General features: G+C 40.7%; 14 protein-coding genes. 1 reads left to right on the top strand and 13 read right to left on the bottom strand.

The genetic code is table 11. The features are described 5' to 3' along the window. Window positions 1–110 precede the first annotated feature (110 nt). The 7 genes from GMD1S_RS02770 to parE all read right to left on the bottom strand — a co-directional run bounded on the left by GMD1S_RS02770 (window position 111) and on the right by parE (window position 8,991). Window positions 111–341 (bottom strand): DUF2969 domain-containing protein, encoded by a 231-nt coding sequence (locus GMD1S_RS02770; RefSeq protein WP_000037104.1) that lies wholly within the window; start codon window positions 339–341, stop codon window positions 111–113. A 112-nt stretch (window positions 342–453) separates the two neighbouring features. Beyond that, window positions 454–1,491, bottom strand: a complete 1,038-nt coding sequence (locus GMD1S_RS02775) for a branched-chain amino acid aminotransferase (protein WP_337460029.1) — start codon at window positions 1,489–1,491, stop codon at window positions 454–456. Window positions 1,492–1,606: 115 nt separating this feature from the next. Next, window positions 1,607–4,087: a DNA topoisomerase IV subunit A gene (gene parC, locus GMD1S_RS02780; protein ID WP_008277657.1), complete on the bottom strand. Its 2,481-nt coding sequence runs from the start codon at window positions 4,085–4,087 to the stop codon at window positions 1,607–1,609. A gap of 211 nt (window positions 4,088–4,298) precedes the next feature. Further along, on the bottom strand, window positions 4,299–5,147 hold the full coding sequence (locus GMD1S_RS02785) for an aminoglycoside 6-adenylyltransferase (RefSeq protein WP_001217742.1): 849 nt from the start codon (window positions 5,145–5,147) through the stop codon (window positions 4,299–4,301). 120 nt (window positions 5,148–5,267) lie between these two features. Next, entirely contained in the window at window positions 5,268–5,951 is a 684-nt protein-coding gene (locus GMD1S_RS02790) for a hypothetical protein (RefSeq protein ID WP_001100251.1), read from the bottom strand. 96 nt (window positions 5,952–6,047) lie between these two features. After that, the gene (locus GMD1S_RS02795) at window positions 6,048–7,046 is read right to left on the bottom strand and encodes a hypothetical protein (protein WP_000334950.1); all 999 of its coding nucleotides are present in this window, start codon (window positions 7,044–7,046) and stop codon (window positions 6,048–6,050) included. A gap of 1 nt (window position 7,047) precedes the next feature. Next, the gene (gene parE / locus GMD1S_RS02800) at window positions 7,048–8,991 is read right to left on the bottom strand and encodes a DNA topoisomerase IV subunit B (RefSeq protein WP_000037297.1); all 1,944 of its coding nucleotides are present in this window, start codon (window positions 8,989–8,991) and stop codon (window positions 7,048–7,050) included. Window positions 8,992–9,126: 135 nt separating this feature from the next. Here parE and plsY point away from each other — a divergent pair, with 135 nt between their 5' ends. Then, entirely contained in the window at window positions 9,127–9,768 is a 642-nt protein-coding gene (gene plsY / locus GMD1S_RS02805; RefSeq protein WP_008277663.1) for a glycerol-3-phosphate 1-O-acyltransferase PlsY, read from the top strand. A 34-nt stretch (window positions 9,769–9,802) separates the two neighbouring features. Here plsY and GMD1S_RS02810 read toward each other — a convergent pair whose 3' ends face one another. The 6 genes from GMD1S_RS02810 to deoC form a co-directional block, all read right to left on the bottom strand. Then, a complete protein-coding gene (locus GMD1S_RS02810; RefSeq protein ID WP_000029131.1) occupies window positions 9,803–10,759 on the bottom strand; it encodes an ABC transporter permease in 957 nt (318 codons plus the stop codon). 2 nt (window positions 10,760–10,761) lie between these two features. Then, window positions 10,762–11,820 carry an ABC transporter permease gene (locus GMD1S_RS02815; protein ID WP_000038681.1) on the bottom strand — a complete coding sequence of 353 codons (1,059 nt, stop codon included), beginning with the start codon at window positions 11,818–11,820 and terminating at the stop codon, window positions 10,762–10,764. Beyond that, window positions 11,813–13,348, bottom strand: a complete 1,536-nt coding sequence (locus tag GMD1S_RS02820; RefSeq protein ID WP_000929838.1) for an ABC transporter ATP-binding protein — start codon at window positions 13,346–13,348, stop codon at window positions 11,813–11,815. The genes GMD1S_RS02815 and GMD1S_RS02820 overlap by 8 nt, the downstream gene beginning before the upstream one ends. A 136-nt stretch (window positions 13,349–13,484) precedes the next feature. Beyond that, on the bottom strand, window positions 13,485–14,540 hold the full coding sequence (locus GMD1S_RS02825; protein ID WP_001036150.1) for a BMP family lipoprotein: 1,056 nt from the start codon (window positions 14,538–14,540) through the stop codon (window positions 13,485–13,487). A gap of 89 nt (window positions 14,541–14,629) precedes the next feature. Continuing rightward, the gene (locus GMD1S_RS02830) at window positions 14,630–15,019 is read right to left on the bottom strand and encodes a cytidine deaminase (protein WP_000246113.1); all 390 of its coding nucleotides are present in this window, start codon (window positions 15,017–15,019) and stop codon (window positions 14,630–14,632) included. Continuing rightward, window positions 15,006–15,668 (bottom strand): deoxyribose-phosphate aldolase, encoded by a 663-nt coding sequence (gene deoC / locus GMD1S_RS02835; RefSeq protein WP_000773693.1) that lies wholly within the window; start codon window positions 15,666–15,668, stop codon window positions 15,006–15,008. The genes GMD1S_RS02830 and deoC overlap by 14 nt, the downstream gene beginning before the upstream one ends. Between the last annotated feature and the right edge of the window lie 15 nt (window positions 15,669–15,683).

A 15,683-nucleotide genomic window follows, 5' to 3' on the forward strand; every position in this document is an offset into this window, starting at 1 on the left:
CCCCCGAACCCGAAGGAGCGGATTTACAGTCCGCCGCGTTTAGCCTCTTCGCTATCTCTCCAATGTTTAACGAGAACTATTATATCATGAAATTTTCAATAAAACAAGTATTATTTTGTCAAATTATAGTTTTCAATCAAAATTTCCACAGCTTTTTCAAGTTTTTTATAAAAACTATCGACATTTCCATTCTTTATGATGGCAAATTGGCTATCTAATTCGGCAATTTCCCCAATAACCTTTTTCCCGATCATCAAAACGTAACCTTCATAACTGTCTTTTCCAACAGTCACTTTTGCATCTGTTAATTGGATTTCAATTTTCTTATCTTTTTTACTCATACTGTACCTCTTTTCACTTTTTCTATTGTACAAGAAAATGCTCAAACTAGCAAGAAAAAACTCCATTTCAGTCCTTACAACTGCTATGGAGCTCTTCTTTATTTCATGTCTTTTAGTCCACTTTGACAATCCATCCTTCTGGTGCTTCTACGTCACCAAATTGGATACCAGTCAATTCATCATAGAGTTTACGTGTAACAGGACCTACTTCTGTTTCGCTATAGAAAACATGGAAATCATCGCCATGTTGGATACCTCCAATTGGCGAAATGACCGCTGCTGTACCACAAGCTCCTGCCTCTACAAAACGATCCAAATTATCAATTGGAACATCACCTTCAATCGGTGTCAAGCCCAAGCGGTGTTCTGCCAAGTAAAGCAAAGAATACTTGGTAATAGATGGCAAGATAGATGGACTCAATGGTGTTACAAATTCATTGTCAGCTGTAATTCCAAAGAAGTTAGCTGAACCGACTTCTTCAATCTTTGTATGTGTAGATGGGTCTAGGTAGATAACATCTGAAAATTGGCGTGACTTGGCCATTTTACCTGGGAGGAGACTTGCAGCATAGTTTCCACCTACCTTGGCCGCACCTGTACCATTCGGAGCTGCACGGTCGTATTCATCCTGAATCAAGAAATTTGTTGGGACTAAACCACCTTTAAAATAGTTACCAACTGGCATAGCAAAGATGGTGAAAATATACTCTTCTGCTGGTTTAACCCCAATAATATCCCCAACACCAATCAAAAGTGGACGAAGATAAAGAGTTCCACCTGTTCCATATGGTGGTACGTATTCTTCATTTGCACGCACAACTGCTTTACAAGCTTCTACAAACATTTCTGTTGGAACTTGTGGCATCAAAAGACGGTCACAAGTACGTTGCAAACGCTTAGCATTTTCGTCAGGACGGAACAATTGAACACTGCCGTCCTTGGTACGATAGGCTTTCAATCCCTCAAATGCTTGCTGTCCATAGTGGAGACTTGGAGAAGACTCTGAAATATGCAAGGTCGCATCCTCTGTCAATTCTCCTTGATCCCATTGACCATTTTTGTAGTGAGCGATATAGCGATAAGGTAATTTCATATAAGAAAATCCAAGGTTTTCCCAATCAATTGCAACTGTCATGTGTTTCTCCTTTATACTATTCAAGCTATGTGTTCTATTCTACACTTTTCTAGTAAAATTTCAAGTATTATTTGTAATTTTCTGAAAATTTTTTCAACATAAAGAAATCAGCCCTCTGGACTGATTCTTTTTACGAATTTGTTTTGTCCTCTTTAAAGACTTCTTTGAGGTAAGCATCGAAAACTTCTTCATCTGAAATGGTGTCAGAAATGAAGCTTCCATTGCTAGTACGTTCTGACAAGTTGAGGTCTTGCAATCGACACTCATAGATTGGTCCCTTGTTAGATTGGACAAGGAGCGTTTGGTCGTTTTCTTCTACTTCTGTACTAAAAAGATCACCAACGAAACCTTGCTCTGCAACTGCTCCAGCCAAGAAGACACGGTGCGGTTTGTTTTTCAACTCACGCAAGACTTGTAGGCCTCGTTTGGCACGACTGGTTGCTGGAATTTCCTCAATGGAAACGCGTTTCAAGCTTCCACGTTGGGTCAAGAGGTAGAAGGATGAGGTGTTACAGATAAAGGCTGCCTGAAGCGCATCATCTGCTTTTAGGTTCATAGCCTTGACCCCTGCCGCCTTGGCACCAACAACTGGAACCTCTTCGATATTGAAACGAAGGGCATAACCGTTTTGACTAATCAAGAGAACATCATCTAGTTTAATTGGAGTCACTGCTACAATCTGGTCTGTCTCGTCTTTAAGTTTAGCGTACTTGACAGATTTAGACTTGTAGGTCCGCCATGGAGAGAACTCTTTGCGTTCTACACGTTTGATTTGACCAAGACGAGTTGCAGCAAAGTAGGTTGTCGCATCATGAAACTGATCTACCACTTCAACATAAAGGATTTCTTCATTAGTTTCGAAGTTTGTGACAGTTTGGCTTAGATGCTCTCCAATATCCTTCCAACGAATATCTGCCAATTCGTGGATTGGTCGATAGATGACATTCCCAAGAGTCGTGAACATCAAGAGATGCTGGGTTGTCTTGGCAGATTGAACAAAGATCAAACGATCATCATCACGCTTGCCAATTTCTTCCAGCGTTGAAGCCGCAAAGGAACGAGGACTAGTACGCTTGATGTAACCTGCCTTGGTCACGCTGACATAGGTATCTTCCTCTGCGATGAGGCTCGCTGTATCAATCTCAATTACGTTTGCTGTATCTTCTAAAGCACTTAAACGTGGAGTCGCAAATTTCTTCTTAACCTCACGAAGCTCTTTTTTCATGAGATTGTACATAGTCCGTTCATCACCGATGATAGCAGCAAGCATAGCAATTTTTTCGCGAAGTTCTGCTTCTTCTTCCTGCAAGACAACTACGTCTGTATTGGTCAAACGATACAGTTGCAAGGTTACGATGGCCTCAGCCTGCTCTTCTGTAAACTCATAGCTGACCTTGAGGTTTTCCTTGGCGTCAGCCTTATTCTCAGAAGCACGGATAAGGGCAATGACTTCGTCCAAAATCGAAATCACGCGAATCAAACCTTCAACGATATGCAGACGTTTCTCAGCCTTTTCCTTATCAAAGCGGGAACGTGCCAAAATCACTTCACGACGGTGGGCGATGTAGCTAGACAAGATTGGAACAATCCCGACCTGACGAGGCGTGAAATTATCAATCGCTACCATGTTGAAGTTGTAATTGATTTGCAGGTCTGTGTACTTGAAGAGATAGTTAAGAACCAGCTCGGTATTAGCGTCTTTCTTGAGTTCGATAGCAATGCGAAGACCGTCACGGTCAGACTCATCACGAACCTCGGCAATCCCCGCTACCTTGTTATTGACACGGATTTTATCAATATCTTTGACTAGAGTCGCTTTGTTAGTTTCATAAGGAATCTCAGTGATAACGATTTGCTCCTTACCGCCTTTTAGCTTTTCAATCTCCGTCTTAGAACGAACAACCACGCGCCCTTTCCCAGTTTCATAAGCCTTCTTTATTTCGTCACGCCCTTGGATGATAGCTCCTGTAGGGAAGTCTGGCCCAGGCAAGAATTCCATGAGTTTGTCCACCTTGGCTGTTGGGTGGTCAATCATGTAAACCGTCGCATCAATAACCTCAGCTAAATTATGGGGAGGAATGTCTGTAGCGTAACCAGCCGAAATTCCAGTCGAACCATTGACCAAGAGGTTTGGAAATGCTGCTGGTAAGACAGTAGGTTCTTTCTCGGTATCGTCAAAGTTCCAAGCAAAGGGAACTGTCTTCTTTTCGATATCTTGAAGAAGATAACCAGCAATCTCAGACAAACGAGCCTCGGTATAACGCATAGCCGCAGGCGGATCCCCGTCCATAGAACCGTTATTACCGTGCATTTCAACTAGAATCTCACGGTTTTTCCAGTCCTGTGACATACGAACCATGGCATCATAGATAGAAGAATCACCGTGTGGGTGGAAATTCCCCATGATGTTCCCGACAGACTTGGCTGACTTACGGTAGCTCTTGTCAAAGGTATTGCCATCTTTATTCATCGAATAAAGAATACGACGCTGAACCGGCTTCAATCCATCCCGAATGTCTGGCAAAGCTCGGTCTTGAATGATGTATTTGGAGTAGCGACCAAAGCGCTCTCCCATGATGTCCTCCAGGGACATGTTTTGAATGTTAGACATAGGATACTAAGCCCGTAAAATGCAAAGTGAAAATAGGAAATTATTGCAGTGAGCGATGCTCACAAGAGAATCTATCTTTTTCACACAGCATTTAGGGCGTGTTCAACTCCTTTCAAAGAATGTAGAGTGGTTTTTATAGAATAAGGGATAATTTACAGAAATTAGTTCCGTGTTCAGTTACTAAATATAACTAAACTATCTTTTCTGTAGTTTAATCTTTTAAAATATATACTTTATTTAGTTGGTGATTTGAAAGTCTCTCCTCAGCATACTGAATCATCTTCTCAGCTACTTCTTTATCGTAGTTAAATCCCATTTTTTGAGCAAGGAACTGAGCCTCTCGGTGGAAAAGGTCCATCGTAGCAAACAAAGATTGAGTGATTTTGTCACTACTTGAAAAATCAAGTAGATTTGAGAATTCCTTCTCTTTCTCAGCAGGCAAGTAGCTAAAGAGATACTTGTAGTTCTTGCCAACATCAACCGTGCCCCTATCACTTGCTACCTGCCAAGCCAAGACCTTCAAGAGTTCTTGTTGACAAATTCCGTAGAGATGATCCGTGGCATAGATGGCTTGCTTGCGACAAATCCCTTTAACCACGTAGGCTGACACCCACCAAAATTCATTGCAGGCTTTTTCAAACTCAATCGCACTAGCTGGACTTGTCCAGTAACGTTGAGAATTTGTAGTATGGGAGTCAAACAAGCCTTTCTCATCTTTCAAAACTGTATAGTCAGCTTCACTATCCACCCACTCTTGAATGTGGTCTTTGGGGCAAAGGGTCAAATCTATCCGATTGCCATCCTCAAAGAGCATAAGATAAAGGCGGCGGTTGCCTAATACATTATGTTGCTCAATCATGCGCTTGCCAAGCCTTTCCAACCAAGAAAGATCAGCCGCCAGAGCGTCCAAATTCTCCACAATGTAGACCACATCATAGTCTTGGAACTCGTCCTTGGGAGCATTTGGGTTTGTCCGCGAGCCGGAAATAGCGACGGCATTGACTTTTAGCGCTTTTGCGGTTTGTAAAATTAAATCGAGCATGTCTGTTTCTATTCTCATGTTTATCACACTCTTTTTCTATAAGGTAACAGATCTTTTATTATATTGAATAGTCTCTTAAAATTTAAAAAATTAAGAAAACTATACAAGCTTTATAAAATCTAAATAATATAAAGAGCTTCAATTATATACAAAAACAAGTAATTCTTTTCTTGCTATCGTGAGCTTTGGAAAAGCATTCTCTATAAAATGTATACATTGAACATCGTCAAAATTTGTCGAATAATACTTCGATAAAGAGTTTACTGCTCTTAATAATTTGTTAAAATAAGCTAAAACCAACGGCGGAACTTCTTCAGTATTCAGATGATTAATTTCCGATTCTATTAAATCTTCAATTGCTAAGAATATTTCTCCTATTTCATTTTCAATATTTGAAGATAAATTCTTTTTAGAATTAAAATCATTAATAAAATTCAAAAGTTTGTTATATTCCCATTCAAAATCATCTAGTGCTCTATAGAATATTGGGAAATCACTTTGTAATTTTAATAGATTTGACTTCCTTGATTGTCGAGCCATTTCTTTAAGTTCTCTTAAACTCTCTTCAACCTTTTTTTGAGTTTTAGATAGTTGCTTTTGTTGACTTGTCAGTTCTACTATATTTCTCGCGATTGAAGATTGAATAATTTCTAGCTTTCGTTGTCGTTCATCAATTTCTTTAGTATCTTTTTTTGAAATCCAAGTTGCATAAATTATAGGTACTAGAATTGAAAAGCCACCTATACCTATCTGAATCCAATTGGAAATCCAATCTGTTGAATCAATCGCTTTAATCAATTCCTCAAACATTTCAACATTCATTTTATAATCCTTGTTAATTCCGTGATTAAATTTATTAACAGTGAGTAAATGCAAGATTCATATAGAGATTTATTTGATACGTGAACACTATTATATTTACCTCGTTGCTTTATAAAGTTTATAATCATCGTAGTTTTTTAAATCATTTAAAGATTTAAATTCATTTTTTACAATAACTTCTAAAAGCTTTTCTGTGCTTAATAATTTTTCTCTATATTTTTCTCCTCCACTATAATAACACTTCTTTAATTCTTGATAATCTGGAAATCTAAGAAGTAATTGTTCTTGAAATATAGTTTGTGCTTCTTCATATCTTTTTGAAAGGAAATGTAATTTTAAAACAGTAAAAAAAGCCGTAAGAATAATAAAAATAAAAAGGAAAATTCCTATTAGTTTCACTGTGTTAAAATCAGCACTAATAACGAAGGTAGTTATAGTAAGTAAACCAACTATTAAGTCATTTTCTTTCTCCATACTTTCTAGCTCAAATATATCTAAACTTTTTAAAACAAAATATAAAGATAAACACAAAGCACAAGTCATAATCAAAAATATAAACCAAAATTGATATTTATCAAAACCAATTTCTGTTTGTAAGCTATACTCTTTAAATAAATTTGTAAAAAAATTTACTATTCTGTTAGAAATATTTTGATTTGAAATACTGCCAATTAATATATCTCCCAAAATAAACGCGTTTACAAATATTAAAACTGAAAACATAATTTGTCGGAAGTATCTGAAGAGCGATAATAAAAACACTATAAAAGAATTGTATGCATATGACAGTGACAAGAATAATATGAAAATAGAACAAATTCCAATCAATAAATTATTATGTGCATTCAGAGACAGAATTATGGGAAATAAAACCACCATTATAACTGTCGCAAAAATAGCTCTTACAAAATAGCTGCTCTGTTTAGTTTTAGAACTAACATTTTTCATTATGTAATCTTTATTGGCTAGAACTTTCAAAGCGTCGAGTCTTTCTTGTGCCTTTTTCTTTTGATTTTTATCATAGTCTGAATATAAAATATTACATTTTTCTGTGAATCTGTTTAATATGTCTAATAACATCTTAATAATACACATCTTAAAACACCCCACTCTCCTCAAGCGTAAACTTAACATTATCCTCAATCCACTTACGGCGTGGTTCGACCTTGTCTCCCATGAGGACATTGACACGGCGTTCGGCGCGTGCTAAGTCTTCAATCGTGACACGGATGAGGGTGCGGGTTTCTGGATTCATGGTTGTTTCCCAGAGTTGGTCCGCGTTCATCTCACCAAGACCTTTATATCGTTGGAGTGTTGCGCCTTTGCCAAACTGCTTGCGGAGTTCTTCTAGTTCACCGTCTGTCCAAGCATAGGCCACTTCTTCTTTCTTTCCTTTGCCTTTGGACATCTTGTAAAGAGGCGGAAGGGCGATATAGACATGTCCTGCCTCAACTAGGGGACGCATGTAGCGGTAGAAAAAGGTTAAAAGAAGAGTTTGAATGTGGGCACCATCGGTATCCGCATCGGTCATGATAATAATCTTGTCATAATTGGCATCCTCAATGGAGAAGTCTGCTCCCACACCCGCACCGATGGTATAAATCATGGTATTGATTTCTTCATTTTTGAGGATATCTGCCATCTTGGCCTTGGCTGTATTAATCACCTTACCACGAAGGGGCAAGATAGCCTGGAATTTCCGGTCACGACCTTGCTTAGCAGAACCGCCGGCAGAGTCTCCCTCGACTAGGTAGAGTTCATTCTTGGCAGGGTTTTTAGACTGAGCTGGTGTTAATTTACCAGACAACAAGCCCTTGTCTTTCTTGTTTTTCTTACCATTTCGGCTCTCATCACGCGCCTTGCGTGCTGCTTCACGAGCGTCACGAGCCTTGATAGCCTTACGGATGAGATTGGAAGCCAGTTCCCCATTTTCCATGAGGAAGAAGGTTAACTTATCAGCCACAATCCCATCCACAACTGGACGAGCCAGAGGACTCCCTAGTTTATCCTTGGTCTGTCCTTCAAACTGGAGGTGTTCTTCCGGAACTAGGATAGAAAGAACAGCTGCTAGTCCTTCACGGTAATCTGACCCTTCTAGGTTTTTATCTTTTTCCTTGAGGAGCCCTGTCTTACGAGCGTAGTCATTCATGACCTTAGTAATGGCAGACTTAAGTCCTGTCTCATGCGTTCCACCATCTTTAGTACGAACGTTATTGACAAAGGACAGAATGTTATCTGAAAATCCATCATTGTACTGGAGGGCAACTTCCACTTGGAAACCATTGTCTTCGCCTTCAAAGTATAGGACTGGCGTCAATGTTTCCTTGTCTTCATTGAGGTAAGAAACAAAGTCTTGTACCCCGTTCTCATAATGGAATTCGATTGCTTCATCTGTTCGCTTATCTGTCAAAGACAAGGTGACATTTTTTAAGAGAAAGGCTGACTCATTGAGACGTTCAGAAATGGTATTGTACTTGAAGTCAGTCGTAGAAAAAATCGTCGCGTCAGGCATGAAGGTAACCTTGGTACCTGTCTTAGACTTGGGTGCTGTACCAATTTTCTTCAAGGTTGTAACAGGTTTTCCACCATTTTCAAAACGTTGCTTGTAGACTGTACCGTCACGAGTAATTTCAACTTCTAGCCAACTAGAAAGGGCATTAACGACTGAAGATCCCACTCCGTGGAGACCACCTGATGTCTTATAACCACCTTGACCGAATTTTCCTCCAGCGTGGAGAATGGTAAAGATAACTTCAACAGTTGGAATTCCCATGGCGTGCATCCCGGTTGGCATCCCACGACCATGGTCTTGAACAGTTAGACTGCCGTCCTTATTGATGGTCACATCAATGCGGTCACCAAATCCAGACAAGGCTTCATCGACTGCATTATCCACAATTTCCCAGACTAGGTGATGGAGACCAGCACCGTCAGTCGATCCAATATACATCCCCGGACGTTTGCGGACCGCATCCAACCCTTCTAGCACCTGAATGGCGTCATCATTGTAGTTATTAATATTGATTTCCTTTTTTGACACAAGGAACCTCCTATTTGTTCATCTTTTCTATTTTACAGGTTTTCTAGCGATTTTGCAAAGCTTTTCCCTTTCAGCTGTCACAATTTCACAGGATATTCTCTGACTTTCTATACCATTTCATGGTATAATAGGTCTATGATGACATTTGTATTATTAATTTTAGCTTATTTGCTAGGTTCGATTCCGTCTGGCCTATGGATTGGACAAGTTTTCTTTCAAACCAATCTGCGTGAACACGGTTCTGGAAATACTGGAACGACCAATACTTTCCGTATTTTAGGTAAGAAGGCAGGTATGGCAACCTTTGTGATTGACTTCTTTAAAGGGACCTTGGCCACTCTACTTCCTATTTTTTTCCACCAACAAGGTGTATCACCACTTGTCTTTGGACTTTTAGCCGTGATTGGACATACCTTTCCTATCTTTGCAGGGTTTAAAGGGGGCAAGGCTGTCGCAACCAGTGCTGGAGTGATTTTCGGATTTGCGCCTGTTTTCTGTCTCTATCTAGCAATCGTATTCTTTGGAAGCCTCTATCTAGGTAGTATGATTTCACTGTCTAGCGTTACTGCTTCTATTGCAGCCGTTATTGGAGTTCTCCTATTTCCACTATTTGGATTTATCCTGAACAGCTATGACCCTCTCTTCATTTTGATTATCCTAGCACTTGCTAGCTTGATTATCATTCGTCACAAAGATAATATCACACGTATCAAAAATAAAACTGAAAATCTCGTCCCTTGGGGACTAAACTTGACACATCAAAATCCTAAAAAATAAAACGCCAGTTTGAAACTGGCGTTTTTTTGTATGCTTATTTTGACTTGATGTAGTTGATACCATCTGCCTTAGGCGCAACTGCTTTTCCAAAGAAGGCTGCCAAGACAAGAATGGTCAAGACATAAGGGGCGATTTGAAGGTAAACCGCTGGCACTCCTTGTAGGAAAGGTAATTGAGAACCGATAACTGCCAAACTTTGTGAAAGTCCAAAGAAAAGACTAGAAAGCATAGCACCAATTGGGTTCCATTTACCAAAGATCATTGCAGCAAGGGCGATAAATCCAGGACCGACAATAGTTGTCACTGAGAAGTTAACTGAAATGGATTGAGCATAAATCGCTCCCCCAATTCCCCCTAGGAAACCTGAAATAATAACCCCAAGATATCGCATCTTGTAGACATTGATCCCCAAGGTATCCGCTGCCTGAGGGTGTTCACCAACAGAGCGAAGTCGAAGACCAAAACGGGTCTTAAAGAGAATAAACCATGCAAGGAAAGAGAAGGCAATCGCGATATAACCTAGCAAACTTGTTGACTTGAAGAAGATATCTCCAATCACAGGGATATCAGCCAAAACTGGGAAATCAAAACGTCCAAAAGTCTGGCTTAAGTTATCCGTTTGTCCTTTGTTATAAAGAACTTTAACCAAGAAAACCGCTAGGGCAGGAGCCATCAAGTTCAATACTGTACCACTGACAACATGGTCCGCACGGAAATGAACTGTAGCGACTGCATGGATGAGGGAGAAAATAGCTCCCACGATACCAGCAACTAACAAGGAAATCCAAGGAGTCGCTGCTCCAAGTTGTTCTGCAAACTCAAGGTTAAAGACAACCCCAGAAAAGGCTCCCATAACCATAATTCCTTCAAGACCTACGTTAACGACACCACCACGTTCAGAGAAAACTCCCCCGATACTCGTAAAAATAAGTGGTGCTGAGTAAATCAGCATAGAAGAGACCAAGAGGGTGAGTAATGTTGTAATAGACATCCTTACTTACCTCCTTTAACTTGTTTTTTAGGTTTGACAAAGCGTTCAATAATGTAGTGAACGCTGACAAAGAAGATAATAGACGCTGTTACAATGCTAACAAGCTCAGACGGAACTTGCGCTGCGTTCATACCCGGTGCTCCTACTTGCAAAACTCCAAATAAGAAGGCCGCAAAGAGAATTCCAATTGGTGAATTTCCAGCAAGCAAACTAACTGCCATCCCGTTAAATCCGATAGCCAATGACGAACCTTGAACGTAAACGTTTTGGAAAGTTCCAAGACCTTCTACCGCTCCACCAAGACCAGCCAAAGCACCAGAGATAATCATTGATAGAATGATTGTACGTTTTGCTGAAATACCAGCGTACTCTGAAGCATGGGGATTGAGACCAACTGCGCGAATTTCAAAACCGAGAGTCGTTTTCTTGAGCAAGAACCAAATCACAGCTACAGCAATGATGGCAAAGAAGATTCCAATATTCATACGAGAATTTCCAGTCAACTCTGATAACCATGGTGTCTGGTAAGTAGCATTGGCACTAACACGAATCGTTGAGTCTGTACTTTGCATAATATCTTTCGGAAAGGCATGAATAAAGGCATTTCCCACATACAATACAATGTAGTTCATCATGATGGTCACGATAACCTCTGACGTACCGAGATAAGCTCTGAGGATACCTGGAATCGCACCAACAATTCCACCTGCGATCAAAGCAATGATCACTGTCAATGGAATCAAAACGAGACGAGGCATATCTGGATTTGACAAGGCAAACCAACCACTTAGGATCCAACCCGCAAGAGCCTGACCAGGAAGCCCGACGTTAAAGAAACCTGCACGACTGGCAACTGCAAAACCAAGACCTATCAAGACAAGAGGACCCATGGCACGGAAAATTTCTCCAATCCCACGGAGGCTACCAAAAGCTGTATAGAACAACTCCTCATAGCCCCAGATAGCATCATATCCGAAGATCCACATGACAATGGCTCCGAGCAAGATTCCTAAGAATACGGAAATCAAGGGAACCGAAATTTGTTGTAATTTTTTAGACATCACTCTTCTCCTTTCCCAAGTTTCCACCTGCCATCAAGACACCAAGTTCTTGTTTGTTAGTTGTTTCTGGCGATACAATACCTTGAATCTTACCATCGTGAATAACAGCAATTCGGTCTGAGACATTTAAAATCTCATCCAATTCAAAGCTGACAACAAGGACAGCCTTCCCGTTATCACGCTCTTCAATCAAACGTTTGTGGATATATTCAATGGCACCGACATCCAAACCACGAGTTGGCTGGCTGACGATAAGGAGATCAGGATCACGATCAATCTCACGAGCGATAATCGCTTTTTGTTGATTTCCTCCTGAAAGAGCTGCCGCTGGAACAAATTCGCTTGCCGCACGGACGTCAAATTCTTCCATCAATTTCTTGGCATGTGAAGTGATATTGGCATAGTTCAAGATGCCATTTTTGCTGAGTGGTTCTTTGTAGTAGGTTTGAAGAGCGATATTTTCTGAAATCATCATCTCCAAAATCAAGCCATCACGGTGACGATCTTCAGGAACGTGCCCCACGCTTAGTTCTGTAATTTGTCGAGGATGCATCCCCACGATTGATTTGCCTTTTAATTCAACGCTACCTGACTCAACCTTACGAAGACCAGTAATGGCTTGAATGAGTTCAGATTGACCATTGCCATCAATACCTGCAATACCGACAATTTCACCAGCACGAACATCCAAGGAGAGATTTTTTACTGCTGGTACACCGCGGTTTTCATTGACAACCAAGTCTTTGATAGACAAGACCACTTCTTTGGGTTGCGGTGCTTGTTTTTCCGTTTTAAAGGAGACTGAGCGTCCAACCATCATTTCTGCCAAGTCCGCATTTGTTGCGCCTGCAATTTCGACTGTCTGGATTGATTTCCCACGACGGATAACCGTCACTCGATTCGATACCGCACGAATCTCATCCAGTTTATGGGTAATCAAAATGATAGACTTCCCTTCTTTGACAAGGTTTTTCATGATTGCCATCAACTCATCAATCTCTGAAGGAGTCAATACGGCTGTAGGTTCGTCAAAGATAAGGATATCAGCACCACGATAGAGTGTTTTCAAGATTTCTACACGTTGTTGGGCACCAACGGAAATATCCGCCACCTTAGCAGCAGGATCTACTGCCAAACCATAACGTTCAGAAAGAGCCTTGATTTCTTTAGTAGCACCAGCTATATCTAGAACACCATTTTTAGTGACTTCACTTCCTAAAATGATATTCTCAGCTACTGTAAAAGCCTCAACCAACATGAAATGTTGGTGAACCATCCCAATTCCAAGACCAGCGGCTTTAGATGGTGAGTCTAGTTTTACAACCTGACCATTCACCACAATTTCACCACTCGTTGGTTCAAGAAGTCCTGCCAGCATATTCATCAGAGTGGATTTACCCGCTCCATTTTCTCCTAAAAGTGCATGGATTTCACCTTTTCGCAGTTGCAAGTTGATTTTGTCGTTTGCTACAAATTCACCAAACACCTTGGTAATATCCCGCATCTCAATGACATTTTCGTGTGCCATATGCTCTTCCTTTCAGAGGTTTATTTTATTTCAATAAAACCTGCTAATCACATTAACAAGCTCTATTGAGACAAAAGTTGCCTCAATTCTTAAAGAAGCGACCAATGGCCGCTTCCTAAGAAATGACTTTTATCCATTATTTTTCAGGAACTTTTACGCTTCCGTCAAGGATTTTAGCTTTTGCATCTTCAACAGCTTTTTTACCTTCTTCTGAAAGGTTTGTTACTGCTAGCTCAACCCCTTTATCTTTCAATGAGTAAACAATCACTTGTCCACCAGGGAATTCACCTTTTTCTGTTTTGTTGGCAATATCTTTTACAGTTGTACCAACTTGTTTCAATGTAGATACAAGAACAAAGTTAGATTCTTTACCATCTTTAGAAGTGTATTTACCTTCTGCTGCTTGGTCACGGTCTACACCGATAACCCAAACTTTTTCGTTTTCATTTTTGTTTTCGTTCAATGATTTTGCTTCAGCAAAGACACCAGCACCTGTACCACCAGCTGCTTGGTAGACAACGTCTGCACCGGCAGCATATTGAGCTGCTGCAATTGTTTTACCTTTGGCAGCATCACCAAATGAACCAGCGTAGTCAACTTGGACTTTGATAGATGGGTCGACTGACTCAACACCAGCTTTGAATCCAGCTGCAAAACGTGAAATAACTTCAGATTCGATACCACCTACAAAACCAACTTGTTTTGTTTTCGTAGTTTTCGCTGCTGCAACACCAGCAAGGTAAGCTGCTTCGTTATCCGCAAATCTTACGCTCGCAACATTCTTTTGACCTTCAATCACATCATCAATCAAGACATAGTTTAGGTCAGAGTGGTCTTTTGCTGCTTCCTCAACTGCATTGTGAAGGGCAAAACCAACACCGAAGATCAGGTTGTAACTTCCAGCCGCTTGTTGCAAGTTGTTAGCATAGTCTGCTTCGCTTGTTGATTGGAAGTAAGTGTAACCTTTATCTTTAGAAAGATTGTGTTCTTTACCCCAGTCTTGCAAACCTTCCCAAGCTGATTGGTTAAATGATTTATCATCAACACCACCAGTATCTGTTACGATTGCTGCTTTGGTCTTCATTTCTGATGAAGATGAAGCTGCGTTACGAGAAGAGCGGTTACCACATGCAGCAAGTCCAACTGCTGCTACTGCAACTAGACCAAGGCCTAGCCATTGTTTCTTGTTCATTACTGAACCTCCTAAATAAGATGTGCAACGATGTTGCAAGTATGGATTGGTTGGCCACAAGGACCGCATCACTCAGAGAGTGACTCAGACTAGTTTAAGTCTGTAAATGAGTATGGAAGTAACTCCCCGACCGTCATCTCGACCGTCGATTTATCTTTAGCGACTAAAGTCACTTTTAGATCTTGTTCAAAAAATTCAACCATGACCTGGCGGCAAGCACCACATGGCGAGATGGGTTTTTCAGTTTGTCCGTAGACAATCAATTCTGAAAACTCCCGTTGCCCCTCCGAAACTGCTTTAAAAATAGCAGTACGTTCTCCACAATTAGTCAAGGGATAACTAGCATTCTCGATGTTCACACCCGTATAAACACTACCATCCTTGGCTACTAAAACAGCACCTATGGGAAAATGAGAATAGGGGACATAGGCTTGTTTGCTGGTTTCAATTGCTAGTTCAATTAACTCAGTAGTCGCCATCTGCCAATTCTCCTTTTAAAATCGCTACACCAGCAGATGTTCCGATACGGGTAGCGCCTGCTTCCACAAAAGCGACAGCATCTGCATATGAACGAGCTCCACCAGCTGCCTTAACTCCCATATCTGGCCCGACTGTTTCACGCATCAACTGAACATCCTCAATAGTGGCACCACCAGTTGAAAATCCAGTTGATGTTTTGACAAAGTCAGCGCCTGCTTTCTGGGATAATTGGCAAGCCACAACCTTTTCATCGTCTGTCAACAAGCAAGCTTCAATAATGACCTTAACCAACTTGTCACCACTTGCTTCTACGACAGCACGGATGTCCGATTCAACCAAATCCAGATTGCCTGATTTGAGGGCACCAACATTGATAACCATATCAATCTCATCCGCACCGTTTTGGACAGCTTCTTTTGTTTCAAAAGCTTTCACAGCTGAAGTTGCTGCTCCCAAAGGAAAACCTACTACTGTACAAACTTTTACATCTGAGCCTTCGAGCCCTGTTTTCGCATGTTTCACCCATGTGGGATTGACACAAACGCAGGCAAAGTCATACTCACGCGCTTCAGATAGCAAACGATCAATTTGTTCTTGACTTGCATCTTGCTTTAAAAGCGTATGATCAATATATTTATTTAACTTCATATTCGGATTCTCCCT

The organism is Streptococcus sp. GMD1S (genome assembly GCF_000296875.1).
Taxonomy (GTDB): domain Bacteria; phylum Bacillota; class Bacilli; order Lactobacillales; family Streptococcaceae; genus Streptococcus.

Coding starts and splice junctions, on each gene's coding strand:
- GMD1S_RS02785 (WP_001217742.1), bottom strand. CDS start 5,147: ATGAGAATAGAAACAGACATGCTCGATTTAATTTTACAAACCGCAAAA.
- GMD1S_RS02770 (WP_000037104.1), bottom strand. CDS start 341: ATGAGTAAAAAAGATAAGAAAATTGAAATCCAATTAACAGATGCAAAA.
- deoC (WP_000773693.1), bottom strand. CDS start 15,668: ATGAAGTTAAATAAATATATTGATCATACGCTTTTAAAGCAAGATGCA.
- parC (WP_008277657.1), bottom strand. CDS start 4,087: ATGTCTAACATTCAAAACATGTCCCTGGAGGACATCATGGGAGAGCGC.
- GMD1S_RS02810 (WP_000029131.1), bottom strand. CDS start 10,759: ATGTCTATTACAACATTACTCACCCTCTTGGTCTCTTCTATGCTGATT.
- GMD1S_RS02795 (WP_000334950.1), bottom strand. CDS start 7,046: ATGTGTATTATTAAGATGTTATTAGACATATTAAACAGATTCACAGAA.
- GMD1S_RS02825 (WP_001036150.1), bottom strand. CDS start 14,540: ATGAACAAGAAACAATGGCTAGGCCTTGGTCTAGTTGCAGTAGCAGCA.
- GMD1S_RS02830 (WP_000246113.1), bottom strand. CDS start 15,019: ATGGCGACTACTGAGTTAATTGAACTAGCAATTGAAACCAGCAAACAA.
- GMD1S_RS02820 (WP_000929838.1), bottom strand. CDS start 13,348: ATGGCACACGAAAATGTCATTGAGATGCGGGATATTACCAAGGTGTTT.
- GMD1S_RS02790 (WP_001100251.1), bottom strand. CDS start 5,951: ATGAATGTTGAAATGTTTGAGGAATTGATTAAAGCGATTGATTCAACA.
- plsY (WP_008277663.1), top strand. CDS start 9,127: ATGATGACATTTGTATTATTAATTTTAGCTTATTTGCTAGGTTCGATT.
- GMD1S_RS02815 (WP_000038681.1), bottom strand. CDS start 11,820: ATGTCTAAAAAATTACAACAAATTTCGGTTCCCTTGATTTCCGTATTC.